Source organism: Sinomonas sp., assembly GCF_036848755.1.
Lineage (GTDB): Bacteria > Actinomycetota > Actinomycetes > Actinomycetales > Micrococcaceae > Sinomonas.
The window spans coordinates 1-14,422 of sequence record NZ_DAIUJO010000040.1 but is presented as its reverse complement, the minus strand read 5'-3'; the positions used below and the strand labels follow the sequence as shown (position 1 = coordinate 14,422).

Sequence of the window (14,422 nt, the reverse complement as noted above, 5' to 3'; positions counted from 1 at the left end):
CCTCGCACCAGCCCGGCGACATCGCGCCGTGGAGAGCCTGAGTGTCGTCCGCTTCAATGGTTAGGCCGGGAGGTGCAGGGCCTCGGTGGGGTTGGTCACGAGGATTCGCCGGATTTGTCCGAGGGTGAATCCGGCTCTCTGGAGGAGGACTGCCCAGTGTCGGATCCCGTCGGCGATGGGTCCGTTGTGGGGTTGGCCGAGGTCTCCGGTGAGGAGGGTCGATCCTGTGCCGCAGGCTCTGATGCCTTCGAGTGCGTGGTCGGGGGGGAGTTTGCCTTCGAGGACGGAGGCCATGGTCCTTTCGATCCAGGCTCCGCGGCGCGCCATCTCGACCTGTGCATCGAGGGTGATGCGCTGCCGGGGGAGGTCCGGGTGGGTGACCATGACCCGGTTGATCCCGTGCTCCCGTGCGGCGGCGAGGACCGCAAACACCTCGTCGCAGTCCAGATGGCCGGTGGCGAGCAGCAGGTCGTGGTCCTTGACGACGTCGAGGACGTCGTGAAGGGCTGGAACCAGGGCGCCGTCCTCGAGCACAGCGATGGGCGCCCCGTAGCCTCGACGGCGGGAGAGCCTTGCCTGGGTGCCTTCCCAGACCGGCGCGGGGCCTGCGGTCGGGGCAGCGTGTTCGCGCTGGCGTCTGCTGTCGACTGTGGGGAGCCAGACCACGCGGGCGCCGAGGAGGGCGGCGACTTCGACGGCTCCTGGATTCAGTCCGCCGACGGGGCGGTTGAGGGCGATCGCCCCGAAGGCGCGGGCGCTTGCGCCTGCGCTGTGGGCGCTGCAGAGGGCTGCGGTGGAGGCGACGTGCGACTTGGCGACGAATCCGGCGAAGCCTGCGGCGGTGAAGTCCTCGATCGCCTCGGGGATGGTCTGGGAGCGGGGGACGATGTCGGGGGCGGGGTGGGTGTGGAGGTCGATCGCACCGGAGAGGGCCTCGCGCAGTTCGTCCAGCATCAGTCCCGCAGGGGCGATCCGGCCGGGGCCGTCAGGGCGTCGTCGATCTTGGAGTGCCCTACGGAGAGCAGGGCGACGAGGCCGACGATGGCGGAGGCGCCCATGTAGGCGGCCGGGGCAAGGTTCCATCGGCTGGCGGTGGTGAGCAGCTGGGCGATGTAGGGCCCGAAGCCGCCGCCGAGGATCGTGCCGAGGGCGAAGCCGAAGGCCACGCCGGTCATGCGTGCCTTGGAGCCGAAGAGCTCGGTGAAGAGGGGGTAGCCGACGGCCTGGGAGAAGACCCAGGGGACGAACGAGATCGCCATGGCCACGCCGAGGGGGACGCCGCTTCCGGGGGCCATCCAGAGGAATGCGGGGAGGGCGAGGACGATGTAGCCGGCCATCGCGGCTCCGAACATGCGGCGGCGGCCGAAGCGGTCCGAGGACCAGGCGGCGAAGGGCATGAGCAGGGCGAAGACGACGGTGATCAGCGAGTTCGTGCCCAGCGCCTCGGCTGCGGGGATGTGGAGCTGCGCGGTCAGGTAGGTGTTGAGGTAGACGTGCCCGACGTAGCCGGTGCAGGTCATCGCGAAGGAGAGCAGGACGAGCTTGACGACTGCCGGCCACTCCTCGATGAGCCCCCGGAACGGGCTGGCCGCCGCGGCACCGGTGCGGACGTTCTTGGCGAACTGCGCGGACTCGGGCAGCCGGGTGCGCAGGTATAGGACGACGAAGGAGAGCGGCAGCGAGAGGAGGAACGGCACGCGCCACCCCCAGGCGGCCATCGCCGATGTCCCGAACGTGGTGCTGACGACGGCGGCGAGCCCCCCGGCGGCGGCGGTGCCGATGGCGATGCCGGCGGGGTTGAACGCGCCGAAGAACCCGCGCAGGCGGGGCGGAGCAGTTTCGGCGATGTAGGTCGAGGCTCCGCTGGCCTCGCCGCCGGCGCAGAAGCCCTGCAGCAGGCGCAGGATGAGCAGCAGCAGGGGCGCTAAGACTCCGAGGGCGGCGTAGGTTGGGAGGATGCCCACCGCGGAGCTGGCCAGGCCCATCAGGACGACGCTGACCAGCAGCGAGGTGCGCCGTCCGTGCCGGTCGCCGAGCCATCCGAAGAAGAGGGCCCCGGCCGGGCGCATCAGGAATCCGCTGCCGAAGACCGCAAGCGTGTCGAGAAGGGCGGTGCCGGGGTCGGACCGGGAGAGGAACGCGGCCGAGATGTAGATCGCCAGGTTCGCGTACAGGGAGAAGTCGTAGTACTCGATGACGGACCCCGCCCCGCCCGCGACGGCCACCTTCCAGACTGCCGGCCTGCGCGTGCGGTCCGCAGGGCCCGGCTGCGCCGTCCGGACTGCTGCGCCTGTCGTCGCGTCGGGGTTCGTGGCTGATCTCTTCATCGACATCTTTCCTGGAGGGGCTTACGCCCTCATTATCCTTGTATCATTGTATGATAGTGGCTATCACGTACGCTATTGTGATGTGGGCCACCGTCCCTTGTCAATCCGAGGGCCCGCGGCGGGCCCTGCCGCGGATGCGCTTTCGGGGGCGCAGGCGTCATGGCATAGATTGCTTGGTGATCCTAGGAGGGAAGATGGCAGACGACGGCGCGGCCCAGGAGCGCTCGACCATGCGCTCGGTGGAGCGCGCCTTTGACGTGGTGGACCTTCTCTCGGATAGCGGCAGGCCGCTCAGGCTCGCAGAGGTGGCGCGCGGCACGGGTCTTCACATCGCGACAGCGCAGCGCATCCTTCGCGTGCTCGAGCGGAGGAATTACGTCTCCCAGGATTCGGCTGGATACAGCGTGGGCGCTGCCGCCCTCGCCGCTGCGCATTCGTTCCTCGTGGGAAACCACCTCGTGCTCACGGCCACGCCGGTGCTCCAGGAGCTTGCCGCCGAGCTTGGCCTGACGGCGTCGCTGTCCGTCCGCGTGGGATCCGCCCGGGTGCTCGTTGCGCGGGTCGAGGGCGCCAGTCCTCTGCGCTACCAGCTTCCCGTCGGGGGCAGGCTTCCGCTGCACCTCGGAGCAGGGAAGGTCTTCCTGGCCTACATGGATCGGGCTGCGAGGGAAGACGCCATGGGCGCCCTGGAGAAGATCGAGACGGCTGGCGGCGCCGTCATCCCGATGTCCGAGTTCACGCAGCTCCTCGACGAGATCGCCTCCCGCGGGTTCGCGGTCTCCCGCAACGAGCGTGCGGTGGGGGCCGTGTCTGTGAGCGCCCCCCTTCGTTCCCGTGAGGGAGAGCTGCTCGGGGTGGTGCAGGCGTCCGGCCGGGAAGAGGATCTCCCCGAAGACCGGCTGGCCGAGGTCACTCGGGAGGTCCTCAACGCGGCGTCCAGCATCGCCGCCCGGATGCGCTGAGGACCCCCCGGGGCCCCTACGCGAGGGCCTCAGACGATCGCCGTAGCGTTGGCCGGAGACCCGACCGCACCTGGAAGATTCAGCGGTTTCACCGTGAGGAAGAGCTCGTACCGCCCGGTTCGGTTGCACTCCCGGGCGAGTTCGCTCAGATGCCAGAGCTCTCCGAGCGGGCAGCCGAGCTTGGCGATGAGCTCTTGGTGCATCATTCCTGCGTCTTGACCGGAGGAGTCGAGGAAGGGGCTCTCCGGATCGGCCGGGAGGGCCTCCACCGCGAAGGTGTCGGTGCCGAGGAGGGCGATGCGGCTGTCCCAGAGCCAAGCCAAGAAGTCACGCGATTGGGCGACCCCGGTGGTGTGGCGCTTGGCCTTGGCCGCGCTTCGCCCTTCGGCGTTCAGCGCGAGGAACCACTCGGCCCACCCGGTGTGCAGGAGCAGCAGGTCACCCGGCTCGATCGCGGATCCCTGCGCCGCCAGCGCATCAGTGATCTGGTCGAGGGTGATCGGCGGGCCGACGGAGTGGTCGATCGGCTCGCCGACCTGACGCCGGTGGCGTTCGACGTCGACCAGCACGGCCCTGCCCGCGATGGGCTTCTCGGCCCACCGCTGGACCCCGAGCTCCGGGGTGCCAGCAGTGATGCTCCCGTCCGGAATGCCGTTGTAGAACCCGTGGCCATGGGCCCTTCGATGCCTCAGTCCGTCAATGTGGCTGCTGGCCTGCGGCCAATAGCCGTCCCAGTAGTCGTCGAAGCTGTCCGGGTGAGCGGAGGTCACTGTCTGCGCCGGGGGTTTGCGGCTGCGGGACATCGAGGGCTCGAAGGCGTTCGCCGGGTAGTCCAAGTTGAAGGCGGTGCCTGTGCGGATCGCCTCGGTGCCTCGGAGGACCTGGGCGGGGCCGGCGAAGTTCGCCATACCCCGTTCGGGGTCCTCCGGAAACAGCCCCCAGCTCGAGCCCCGGGGGGCGTCGGTGCGAAGGAGCAGCTGGTCGTAGCTGGGGAGGTTGGTGTTCATGCGCCTTCAGGTTCTTTGGAAGAAGGGGACGGTACCCGGTGCCACTCGGAAGGCGTGGTCGCAGGCGAAGAGGTCTGCGTAATGCAGCACCCATGCCTCGGCGTCGCGTGTCTTGACGGGGCTCGTGGTCGCGTGGGTGCCCACGAGGGTGACAACCTCGTCGGGCAGACCTGCCTCCCTCAGCAGCATCGCCCCGAGGACGCCGTGCGGTAGGCCGGCTCGAGCCGGGTCCGCGACGACCTTGCCGTCGATGCGGGTGTAGAGGAGGGCCTTGTCGATGTCGTGGAGCAGCAGCGCGGCCAGAAGGATGTCTTGGTCGAGGCCGACTCCCCATTGCCCGTGTGCGTAGTCCGCAAGGAGGATTCCGGCGTCGGCGACCTCGTTGGTGTGGTCGAGCAGTCGGTAGTCCGGGGCCTGGAGGGAGTAGGGCATCTCCTCGAGGGTGCGGTGGGTGCTGGCGAGCCACGCGCTTGCCCATGCTGTGAGGGCCTGCTCGCGCAGGGGTGCCGCGAGCTCGGCCAGCCTCGGCATGGCCCGCAGCACCTCCTGCCGCTGCTCGGGGTCGCCGGCCCGGATGGTGTAGAGGGAGCTCATGCGCTCTTCAAAGCTCCCTCCGCCAGGTCCAGCAGCGAGTCGCGGGCGGCTGCGCTCATGTGCGACGGGGCGCCGAGAGCTTGGCAGTATTCGGCGACGGCGGCCATCTCCTCGGCCCGCCGGGCGGCGTGCTTGACCGAGCCGGCGAGGAACCGGGCGATGGTCGACTGGCCGTCTCCGGCTAGCTCGGCCGCGATCTGGGCCCGGATCCAGTCCTCGTAGCCGGCGCGGCGGCCGGCCTCGACGGCCTCGCAGACGACGGCGGCCAGGCCCTTCATGAGGATGCTGCGCAGGAGCTTGTGGGCCATGGCGTCCCCGAGTGCCCCGTGGACGACCTCGACGGGAGCGCCCACCGGCCGGAGCAGGTCCGCGATCCGGCCGGCTCCGGGGCCAGCGGCCATGAGGGGAGTGGAGGCGCCGAGGGCGATGACCGGTCCGAGGATGGCGACGTCGGCGCCCTGGACCCCGGCGGGAAGGACTTCCCTGAGGGAGAGCTTGGCCTTCGGGGCCGCGGAGGTGAAGTCCGCGTACACGGTCCCCGGGGCGAGGTGGGGCGCTGCCTCACGGGCGACCGGCAGGGAGGCCCGGGCTGTGGTCATGACGATGACCACATCGGTTCCCTCCACGGCCTCGGCCATGCTCGCCGCGCGGGGCAGGTCAGGGGTCGCGATGGGGGCGACGTCGTAGCCGAGGACCTCGTGCCCCTGCTGCTGCAGGGCGCGGGCGTAGATCCGCCCTGCCTCGCCGAGCCCGATCACCGTGCAGCGCATGCGGTCGCCTCCTCGGACTCGTCAGCGGCCTCGGACTCGTTCATGCCGGTCGAATCCGTGCCGTTCGCCGCGGCGAGGATGTTCCGCATCCTCTCGGCCTCGTCCTGCCGGACAGCCTCGGCCGCGGAGAGCACCTCCTCGGCGCGGCCGCGCGGGACGACCACGGCGCCGTCGTCGTCGCCCACCACGATGTCTCCGGGGAGGACGGCGACCCCGCCGACGGCGACCGGGCAGCCGAGCGCTCCGGGTCCGTGCTTGTAGGGCCCGGCGGGGGAGGTGGCGCGGGCGAAGACGGGCATGCCGATCTTCTCCAGGCCGGCGGCGTCGCGCACGGCGCCGTCGATGACGAACCCGGCGATGCCGGCGTTCCGTGCCCGGGCGCCGATGAGGTCGCCCAGCAGGGCGCGGGACTCGTCGCCTTGGCCGTTGACGACGACGACGTCCCCGCGGGCTGCTTCCGTGAGGGCCTTGTGGATGTAGGCGTTGTCCCCGGCCCGGGTCCAGACGGTGAACGCCGGTCCCGCGAGGCGGCCCCCGGCCCAGACCGGCTTGATGGCAGAGTCCAGGACGCCGAGGCGCTCCATGGCGTCGCCGATGTTCGGGGTGGGCAGCGCGCCGAGGCGTTGGCAGAGCTGCTCGGTTGTCAGTGTCATGATCGGTCTTTCCGGTAGTGCGGCAACGGTCGGTCAGGCCAGGCGCAGGAAGGCGCGGGCGCGTTCGGTCTCGGGGCTGTCGAAGAACAGCGCGGGAGTGGTGTCCTCGACGACGCGCCCGTCGGCCATGAAGACGACGCGGTCCGCGACCTGGCGGGGGAACGCCATCTCGTGGGGGACGACGATCATCGTCATGCCCTCCTGGGCGAGGGAGCGCATCGTGTCCAGGACTTCGCCGACCAGCTCGGGGTCGAGGGCGGAGGTGGGCTCGTCGAAGAGCATCAGGTCCGGTGCCATCATCAGCGCCCGGGCGATCGCGACCCGCTGCTGCTGGCCGCCGGAGAGCTGGGACGGGTAGGCGGAGGCCCGGCTGGCGAGTCCGACCTTGGCCAGGAGGTGGCGGGCCTTCTCCTCGAGTTCGGCCTTGCCGCCGCGTCGGTGGGCGCGGGGCCCGAGCATGAGGTTCTCCCAGACGTCCAGGTGGGGGAAGAGGTTGAACTGCTGGAAGACCATCCCGATCCGCTCGCGCTGGCCGGCGGCCTCTCGGCCATTCAGGTCGTGCAGCTTCCCGTTCTGGGCCTTGCGGCCTATGAGGGTCCCGCCCACGGAGACATGACCCTTGTCCGGCATCACGAGCCCGTTGATGCAGCGCAGGAGCGTGCTCTTGCCCGAGCCCGACGGGCCCAGGAGGCAGACGACCTCGCCCTGCCTGACCTGCAGGTCGATGCCCTTGAGGATCTCGTTGTCCCCGAAGCTCTTGTGCACATTGACGATGTCCACGCTGCTCACAGCGATGCCTCCTTGACGCTCTCGGCCGTTTCGGCCTTGGCCTTGCGCTTCTGCCGGCCGACGCCGCGGGCGGTGCGGCGTTCGATGAGGCCCTGGCCGAGGGTCGCCGCGCTGGTGACGGCCAGATACCAGATCGCGGCGACGATGAGCAGTTCGACCGTGCGCAGGTTGTAGCCGGAGATGTTCTCTGCGTGGCTGAGGATGTCGCCGCCGGCGATCACCGAGACCAGGGAGGTCTCCTTCAGCAGGGTGATGAACTGGTTCCCGGCCGGTGGGATCATCACCCGCAGCGCCTGCGGCAGGATCACCTTGCGCTGGGCCTGCCACCAGGTCAGCCCGAGGGCGGAGGAGGCCAGGTGCTGGCCCTCGTCCACGGAGAGCAGCCCGGAGCGGATGATCTCGGCCAGGTAGGCGCCGTTGGCGATCGAGAGCGCCACGATCGAGGCGGCGAACGGCGAGAGCACGTCGTTCGTCGAAGCGGAGACCAGGCTCCAGCCCGTGCCGGGGATGCCGATGCCCAGGCGGGGTGCGAACAGTGCCAGGTTGCCCCAGAAGAGGATCTGGATCAGGGCCGGCACGCTGCGGAAGACCCACACGTAGAGGGAGCCGAGGGTCCTGAGCACCGGGTTCCTGCTGAGGCGGAAGAAGCCGAACACGAGCCCGATCGCGGAGGCGACGAGCATCGACACGACGGACAGGAGCAGCGTCTGGCCGAGCCCTTCGAGGATCTGGCCGTCGAAGAGGAACTGCCCGACCACTCCCCATTCGAGCTGAGGGTTCTGGGCGAGGGACTTCACCGCGCCGAGCGCGAGGGCGACGAGGACGACGACGGCGATCCAGCGGCCGTAGTGCCGCTTCACGGCGACGGCGTTGGGCACCTCCGCCCTCGGCGCCGGGGTGCTCGGCGTCCTCGGCGGCTGCCGGGTCTGCGCGGGGTTGCCCGGGGGGTTGGCTGGTGATTGCATGAGGGCCTGCTTCATCACATTGGGATCTGGTCGTTGATCTCGGCCTTGTCGACGGCCATGGTGTCCAGGTCCCACTTGTCGAGGATCTTCTTGTAGGAGCCGTCGGCGATCATGGCATCGAAGGCGGACTGGAACGCCTGGGTGAGCTGGGTGTACTCCTTCGGGAGCGCGACGCCGGTCTCACGTGCGGCGATCTTGCCCACCAGGGTCGCGGCCAGGGTCTTGTCGGCCTTGACGGCGAGCTGGATCTGGGGGGTCGAGTTCAGGAACGAGTCGATGCGGCCGGCCTTGATCGCGTCCTCGCCGGCGTTGAAGCTCTGGTAGTAGAGGTACTGCAGCGCCGGCTTGCCGGCGGCCTTGCACTCGCTGTTGATGGAGTCGGCGATGTTCTTGTTCACCGTCGACCCAGTGGTCAGGCCGAAACGGGTGCCGCACGCGTCGGTGTCCGAGGCGTAGTTCTTCCCGGCAGGCACCAGAAGGCTCGAGGAGGCCTTGTAGAAGGCCAGCAGGTTCACGACCCCCTTGTTCTCCGGGGTCTTGCTGATCTGCGCACCGGCGATGTCGACTCGCTTGGACTGCAGTGCCGGGACCAGGCCCGAGTAGGGGATCTGGGACCACTTGATCGACAGGCCGAGCTTGGCCGCGGCCGCGTCCAGCAGGTCGATGATCACCCCGTCGGGCTTGTTGCCCTGGGCGTAGAAGTTCATCGGCTGGGTGTCGAACGAAGCGCCCCCGGCCAGGGTCCCCTTGGCCTTGATGTCGTCCGGGACGAGCTTGGCCAGGCTCGGATCGACGCTGCTCGATGCGCTGGCCGCGACGCCGCTGGTCCCGGCTGCGGTGCTGTTCCCGCACGCGCCCATCAGCAGGGCCAGGGACGCGACCGCGCCCACGGTGACGGTTTTGCGGATCAGTCTCTTCATTGACTTCTTCCCTCGGATCGGAGCCGCCATTGGCTAGGCCGTCTTATTCGGACTATCACTGTATGATAGAAGCTATCAGTAAACAGTGTGATGCAGGGCACGGGAGGATGTCAAGGCGGTCGGAAGGGCCGCCATGAAGGGCGCGAGGACGATGGCTTCGATTGCTGAGGGGAGCCCACCCGGCCAGACAGTGCGGGGCATGTCACCTTTGCCGCTCGCTCCCGATGCGATGAGCCGGGAGCTTGGGCGGATAAAGGCGGCAGGGCTTCCGAATCCGCAGGATCCAAGGTCTCCTGCTGGAGTGGCCTCGTCGACCACGCTTCACGAAGGACGACCCACGTGAAGACCTCAGTGAAGTGGCAGGAGCCGTGGGGGGTGCCACGCTCAGACGGAGATGTCTCCTAGGAAAGCGTGTCTGACCTTGTGGCAACGGCCAACCAGCGGCATGCGATCGACTGGCGAGGACCCATAGTTACATTCAACGGGGACCGATGCTTTGTGAGCCACGGTTTCAGCCCGTCAGACAGGATTGGGCCGCACGAGCTTACGCCCTCATACTCAGAGACCGGCGGCCACTACGACTTCTACGAGACCACCTACCAGAGCGGTGTCATGTGGTTCACGCCGCGGGCGCTCCGTGAGGGACGCGGCGGTGACTCCGGCTGGGCTTTCACCGGCCGGGTGAAGTCTCGCATGCTCGAGACTCACTCGCTCGCCCGACCAGATTGGGAAGCTTGTGGCCGAGCGCCTGCGAGATCCCGACGTGGCCGCGTGGCCCAACCCCCGTCCACGTGCTGAACTACCCGAAGAACCATGGGGCCTGGTTCGGCATCGTGTTGAACGACCTGGACGGCGAGTGGTATGGGAACGCAACCCGGTCTCGCTGGCCACGGACATCGACATCCCGGTCTACCTGCAGATCCACCCGGGCCGGGGTTGGAAGCCTGGGCGGCACGATCGAGGAATTCAACCGGCTCAAGGATCCCAAGAGCGGCAAGCTCTCGCCGGAGCGTGAGCTGATGGGTCCGGAGCACGCCGCCCCGGACGGCTTCTCACCGCCGGCCACCTCAAGGCGTCCCACCGGGATGCCACCGCCTCGTCGTCGAACTCTCGAACGATGAGCCGCTGGTTGACGAGCACAACTCGCTCCTCCCGCCGGACGCGTTCCATCTGCCGGTGGGAAGGCCGGTGACCCACAAGATCTACCGCGATGCCGCCCATCCGTCTCGGCTCGTGCTGCCCTTCACCCGTTCCTGAGTGGGCCGTGACGGCCTTCGATCCTCTGTACGAGCGCCCGGTTGGGAGTGAGGTCTTCTGGTGCTTTGCACATGTGCTCTCGCGGCCATTTCGGAATAGCGTGTCCTGTCGGTGTAAGGCGGGTCACAGTGGCCCAATCTGGAGCCAGCGCCGCAAGAGATCTCAAGAGGAGAACCAGATGACCAGCTCCACCGGTCAAGCCCAAGGCAGCAGAGGACTCGAAGTCCGCTCGATCGATTATGTGCCTCTTGATGAGCGGCATGGAAAGGTCTCGAGCATCGGACCGCTCTGGTTCATGAGCAATGCGCAGATCGCCACGCTTGCGGTCGGATTGATCAGCATTACGTCGGGCGGAAACCTCATCTGGTCGATGATCGCGATCGCCGTCGGAGTCCTCGTGGGGACTCTGTTCATGGCGGCACACTCGTCCCAGGGTCCGCAGCTGGGCCTGCCGCAGATGATCCAGTCCCGCCCGCAGTTCGGCTACGTGGGCGCCCTGCTTGTCTGGTTGTTCGCCTACCTTCAGTACGCCGGCTTCAACATCTTCAACACCGTGCTTGCAGGCCAAGCGATCGGGGCATCGGTGCACGTAGGGTCCGACAGCCTGTGGTTCTGGGTCGTGACCATCGTCGCGGTCGCCGTCGCCCTCTTCGGGTACGACCTCATCCACCGCTTCGAGCGCTACCTGACGTACCTGACCGTGGCGATGCTCGCGCTCCTGACTGTTGCCGCGCTCATCCACCTGAACCTGCCGGCGGGGATGTTCGACCTCGGCGGGTTCCAGCTCGTGCCGTTCCTGGCCCAGCTAGGCGTGGCCGCCGGCTACCAGATCTCGTGGGCGATCTACGTCTCGGACTACTCCCGCTACCTCCCGCCTGCCGCGGCCGGCCGGACCTTCCGGTACACGTTCTGGGGCAGCGCGCTCGGCGGGATCTGGGTCATGTTCCTCGGTGCGTTCATTGCCGCCGCGGCGGGCAAAGACTTCGACACCATCCCCTCGATCCAGGCCACTGCCGAGAAGCTCTTCCCGGGATTCGGCTCGATCGCCCTCTTCGTCGCCGCTCTGGGCCTCGTGTCCGTGACCGCGCTGAACATGTACGGCGGTTCCCTGACCCTGATCTCTTCGATCGACAGCCTCCGCAAGATCAAGCCGACGCTCACCCTGCGCATCGTGACCATCGCCGTCACGGCCGCGATCTCGGTCATCCTCGCCAACGTCGCCTCCGCGGACTTCCTGGCGAACTTCAACGACTTCCTGCTGCTGGTCCTCTACTTCTTCATCCCCTGGACCGCGGTGAACCTCACCGACTACTTCATCGTGCGCAAGGGCCACTACGCCATCGCCGAGATCTTCAAGCCCAACGGCATCTACCGGCGCTGGGGCTGGGCCGGCATCGTCGCCTATTTGGTGGGCTTCTTGGTGATGATTCCGTTCTTCTCCGCTGGAACGCTGTTCGTGGGGCCCATAGCCCAGGCCATGGACGGGGCTGACATCTCGCTCTTTGTCGGGCTGCCCGTTTCCGCGATTCTGTATTGGCTGCTGACCCGCAAGGTGAATGCCGCCGAAGAGGCCCAGCTCGGCGAGGCCGAATACGCGGGCCTGAACGCAGCTGCCCACCGGCACACCCTGCCTGAGTAGGCAGGTCCCGTCCGCGGGCCGTGGCGATTCCCGGACGGTCATCTGCGAACCGGCGCCCATGGACGGGCCTAGGAACCGCCGTCTACGAAGGCGGCGGTGTCGGTGCTCGGCGCCCGGTGGGCCTCGAGCATGCGCTGGGCCATGGCGCGGGCGTGGACTGCGGCGGCCGTGTCGCCTTCGAGTGCTGCGATAGCGGCGCCCCGGATGAGGATCTGGAGGGAGGTTGCGACTCGCTCGGGGTCCTTGAGCCCCGCAGCCGAGATCACTCCCACGAGGCGCCTGCGGTTCTGGTCCAGGAAGGACTCGACCGCGGCGCGCAGCGGGTGTCCTGCTTGGAGTTCGGCGAGCACGCGCAGGAAGGAAGCCACCGCTGCCGCGCTGGGGCCGGCCCAGTCCTCGAAGACATCGAAGACGACCGGCAGGGCATCGGCCCCAGTGAGGCCGCTGGCACGGACCGCTTCCGCCACACGCTCTGCCATGCTCTCCCGTCCGCGCTCCAAGTACGCGATGACGAGATCCTCCTTCGACGTGAAGCAACGGTAGAACGTGGCTCTGGCGGCGGGCGCTCGGTGGAGGATGTCCTCCACGGAGGGTTCGAGCACCCCCCGCTGGTCGAACAACTCGAACGCGGCAGCGAGGATGCGGTCACTGGCGGCTCGGGGCTGGGCCGCAAGGGGATCAGCGCTCATAGCGCCATGGTAGGACGGTCAGAGCTCAGTGAACGAGCCCATTTTGGGGCGGCGTTCGGGGCGACCGAGACGGTCGCCCCGAACGCTGAGTTCTCGGTCCTGCAGAGTAGACCGAACTCAGTACTCGCCCTTGATCACGAAGTAGGAACCGCGAATTGTTCCGGCCAGCCTCGACTTCTGCCGGGCGAATTTGAAGCTCGATGCCAATTCTTCGGGAACTTCCATGCCGTCCGAGAGCTTGAACCCGACAGCGCGCTTCGCTCCATCCTCGATGCCGTACATGACGTTGATCGAAAGACCGGATTCATAGAAGACGTAGGCCATTCGGAACCCGTCAACTTCGAACGAGGTCACCTCAAGCGGACGGGACGAGATGGTCAGGCTGCGCTCCTCGGAGAGGATGCGGTTCACCCAGTCGAGCGTCTCTTGGGCCTCGCTTGCGGGCGTCACGGTGAAGGCGTGATCGTACTTGTTCTTGTAATAGCGCGCCTCGTTCGCGCGAAGTCCGGCCAGCGCCTCCGCGACGGGCGAGGATTCCAAGCCGACGGTCGAGACGTCCTTGAAATCTACGGTGTACGGCATCGGGCCCTCCTGAGATTGATTGATCGCAATCTTCACAGTAGGTGCCCGGGCGTAGGCCCGGCTTCTCGATTCCTGATCGATTCGCCGGCAGTCAATGGATTGGGCCCGTGGTGACCATGACGTCCATGCGCCCGGACTGCACGGTCTCGCCGTGCTGGTTCCGCAGTGTCAGCTGGCGTTCGACGACGCCGTACTTCCCCGAGCTCGTGGGGCGTGCGGAGAGGATCTCGACCGTGCACGTGAGGGTGTCGCCGATGAACACCGGAGCGGTGAATTGCCATTGGTCGATTCCGAGAAGGGCGACCGCGCTTCCCTCGAAGACGCCCGTGCGGGCTATCAGGCCGAGGCACAGGGACGCTCCGAGCATGCCGTGCACAATGCGCTGGCCGTACCTGGTGTTCTTCGCGAACTCCACATCGGTGTGCACCTGATTGTTGTCATTCGTCCAAGCGGCGAAGGACATGACGTCCGCTTCCGTGATCGTCCGTCCCGGCGTGACGAAGGTCTGGCCGGCTTTCAGGTCGTCGAGGTAGAGGGGCACGGTGATTTCCTTCCTTCTGGCTCCTTATGCCTGTACCAACCATGGGGCACCCGTGCCCCCTGAGCCTAGAATGCGCTATGGCCAGAAACCCTTCTGCCGCGCGCGGCACGTTTGACGCGTCAGCCGCCGGCCGCTTTCCCGAGTTCGACGGGCTGAGCGGCGTCGCCCGGGTCCGAAGCGGTGAGGACCTCGTCTTCGAGGAGCAGTTCTTCGACACGGAGGACTTCCGGCTCGGCTCGCACGGAATCGTCCTCTATCGCCGCTCGGGTGGCCCCTTCGAGGGGTGGCACCTCGAACTTCCGGACGGGCGCAGCGCAGTCGAGCCTCTGGGATCGCATCAGTCCCCGCCGGCGACCCTGACGGACGGCCTCCAGTTCTATCTGCGGGGGCGGCAGCTCGTGCGGAGCGCGGATGTGACCATCGTGCGTCGGGTCGCGTTGCTCATGGCGGACGACGGCGGCGAGCTCGCAGAGGCGGCCGACGAGCACCATCGTGCCGAGCCGCTCCTCGCCGACGGCTCGCCCCGGGCCTGGCGCCTGTGGGACTACGAGGTGCGTGAACCCGGCAACAAGCGGCTCGCGAAGGAGCTTCGCGCCGCGTTCACCGAATCGGGGGGCGAGCCGGGGAGCCGCAGCAGCACGCTTCTGACGCTCCGGGCCTCGGTCCCGCGCGCCACGACGGCCAAGTCCGTCGACGGGCGGCGCCGGGGGAAGGTGCTGCGCGCGTT

The 14,422-nt window shown here is 67.9% G+C and carries 15 protein-coding genes; 3 read left to right on the top strand and 12 right to left on the bottom strand.

Features of this window, described 5'->3' with window-relative positions; all coding sequences use genetic code 11:
- Nucleotides 1-60 precede the first annotated feature (60 nt).
- Nucleotides 61-954 carry a DUF6282 family protein gene (locus V7053_RS08505; RefSeq protein WP_334171844.1) on the bottom strand — a complete coding sequence of 298 codons (894 nt, stop codon included), beginning with the start codon at nucleotides 952-954 and terminating at the stop codon, nucleotides 61-63.
- Nucleotides 954-2,327, bottom strand: coding sequence for an MFS transporter (locus tag V7053_RS08500; RefSeq protein ID WP_334171843.1), 1,374 nt, complete (start codon nucleotides 2,325-2,327; stop codon nucleotides 954-956). The genes V7053_RS08505 and V7053_RS08500 overlap by 1 nt, the downstream gene beginning before the upstream one ends.
- Nucleotides 2,328-2,521: 194 nt before the next feature.
- On the opposite strand from V7053_RS08500, the gene V7053_RS08495 reads away from it, so the two are divergent.
- Nucleotides 2,522-3,289: an IclR family transcriptional regulator gene (locus V7053_RS08495; protein ID WP_334171842.1), complete on the top strand. Its 768-nt coding sequence runs from the start codon at nucleotides 2,522-2,524 to the stop codon at nucleotides 3,287-3,289.
- A gap of 29 nt (nucleotides 3,290-3,318) precedes the next feature.
- Here the strand turns inward: V7053_RS08495 and V7053_RS08490 are convergent, their stop codons facing one another.
- Genes V7053_RS08490 through V7053_RS08460 form a run of 7 tightly spaced genes read right to left on the bottom strand, consistent with a single transcriptional unit; the run spans nucleotide 3,319 to nucleotide 8,987 of the window.
- Nucleotides 3,319-4,296 carry a cyclase family protein gene (locus tag V7053_RS08490; protein ID WP_334171841.1) on the bottom strand — a complete coding sequence of 326 codons (978 nt, stop codon included), beginning with the start codon at nucleotides 4,294-4,296 and terminating at the stop codon, nucleotides 3,319-3,321.
- A gap of 6 nt (nucleotides 4,297-4,302) precedes the next feature.
- Nucleotides 4,303-4,890: an HDIG domain-containing metalloprotein gene (locus V7053_RS08485; RefSeq protein ID WP_334171840.1), complete on the bottom strand. Its 588-nt coding sequence runs from the start codon at nucleotides 4,888-4,890 to the stop codon at nucleotides 4,303-4,305.
- Nucleotides 4,887-5,660, bottom strand: a complete 774-nt coding sequence (locus V7053_RS08480; protein ID WP_334171839.1) for a DUF1932 domain-containing protein — start codon at nucleotides 5,658-5,660, stop codon at nucleotides 4,887-4,889. Before V7053_RS08480 ends, V7053_RS08485 begins: the two co-directional genes overlap by 4 nt.
- Nucleotides 5,645-6,313: an RraA family protein gene (locus V7053_RS08475; RefSeq protein ID WP_334171838.1), complete on the bottom strand. Its 669-nt coding sequence runs from the start codon at nucleotides 6,311-6,313 to the stop codon at nucleotides 5,645-5,647. The genes V7053_RS08480 and V7053_RS08475 overlap by 16 nt, the downstream gene beginning before the upstream one ends.
- 33 nt (nucleotides 6,314-6,346) lie before the next feature.
- The gene (locus V7053_RS08470) at nucleotides 6,347-7,102 is read right to left on the bottom strand and encodes an amino acid ABC transporter ATP-binding protein (protein ID WP_334171837.1); all 756 of its coding nucleotides are present in this window, start codon (nucleotides 7,100-7,102) and stop codon (nucleotides 6,347-6,349) included.
- The gene (locus V7053_RS08465; RefSeq protein WP_334171836.1) at nucleotides 7,099-8,067 is read right to left on the bottom strand and encodes an amino acid ABC transporter permease; all 969 of its coding nucleotides are present in this window, start codon (nucleotides 8,065-8,067) and stop codon (nucleotides 7,099-7,101) included. The genes V7053_RS08470 and V7053_RS08465 overlap by 4 nt, the downstream gene beginning before the upstream one ends.
- Before the next feature lie 14 nt (nucleotides 8,068-8,081).
- Complete coding sequence (locus V7053_RS08460) at nucleotides 8,082-8,987, bottom strand: transporter substrate-binding domain-containing protein (RefSeq protein ID WP_334171835.1); 906 nt, start codon at nucleotides 8,985-8,987, stop codon at nucleotides 8,082-8,084.
- Between the two features lie 1,435 nt (nucleotides 8,988-10,422).
- Here V7053_RS08460 and V7053_RS08455 point away from each other — a divergent pair.
- The gene (locus V7053_RS08455) at nucleotides 10,423-11,883 is read left to right on the top strand and encodes a purine-cytosine permease family protein (protein WP_334171834.1); all 1,461 of its coding nucleotides are present in this window, start codon (nucleotides 10,423-10,425) and stop codon (nucleotides 11,881-11,883) included.
- Between the two features lie 68 nt (nucleotides 11,884-11,951).
- Here the strand turns inward: V7053_RS08455 and V7053_RS08450 are convergent, their stop codons facing one another.
- The 3 genes from V7053_RS08450 to V7053_RS08440 all read right to left on the bottom strand — a co-directional run bounded on the left by V7053_RS08450 (nucleotide 11,952) and on the right by V7053_RS08440 (nucleotide 13,695).
- Nucleotides 11,952-12,572, bottom strand: coding sequence for a TetR/AcrR family transcriptional regulator (locus tag V7053_RS08450; protein WP_334171833.1), 621 nt, complete (start codon nucleotides 12,570-12,572; stop codon nucleotides 11,952-11,954).
- A gap of 117 nt (nucleotides 12,573-12,689) precedes the next feature.
- Nucleotides 12,690-13,154 (bottom strand): phage tail protein, encoded by a 465-nt coding sequence (locus V7053_RS08445; protein WP_334171856.1) that lies wholly within the window; start codon nucleotides 13,152-13,154, stop codon nucleotides 12,690-12,692.
- A 91-nt stretch (nucleotides 13,155-13,245) separates the two neighbouring features.
- Complete coding sequence (locus tag V7053_RS08440; protein WP_334171832.1) at nucleotides 13,246-13,695, bottom strand: MaoC/PaaZ C-terminal domain-containing protein; 450 nt, start codon at nucleotides 13,693-13,695, stop codon at nucleotides 13,246-13,248.
- A 77-nt stretch (nucleotides 13,696-13,772) separates the two neighbouring features.
- On the opposite strand from V7053_RS08440, the gene V7053_RS08435 reads away from it, so the two are divergent.
- A partial coding sequence (locus tag V7053_RS08435) for a CYTH domain-containing protein (protein WP_443022596.1) occupies nucleotides 13,773-14,422 on the top strand: 650 nt, incomplete at its 3' end.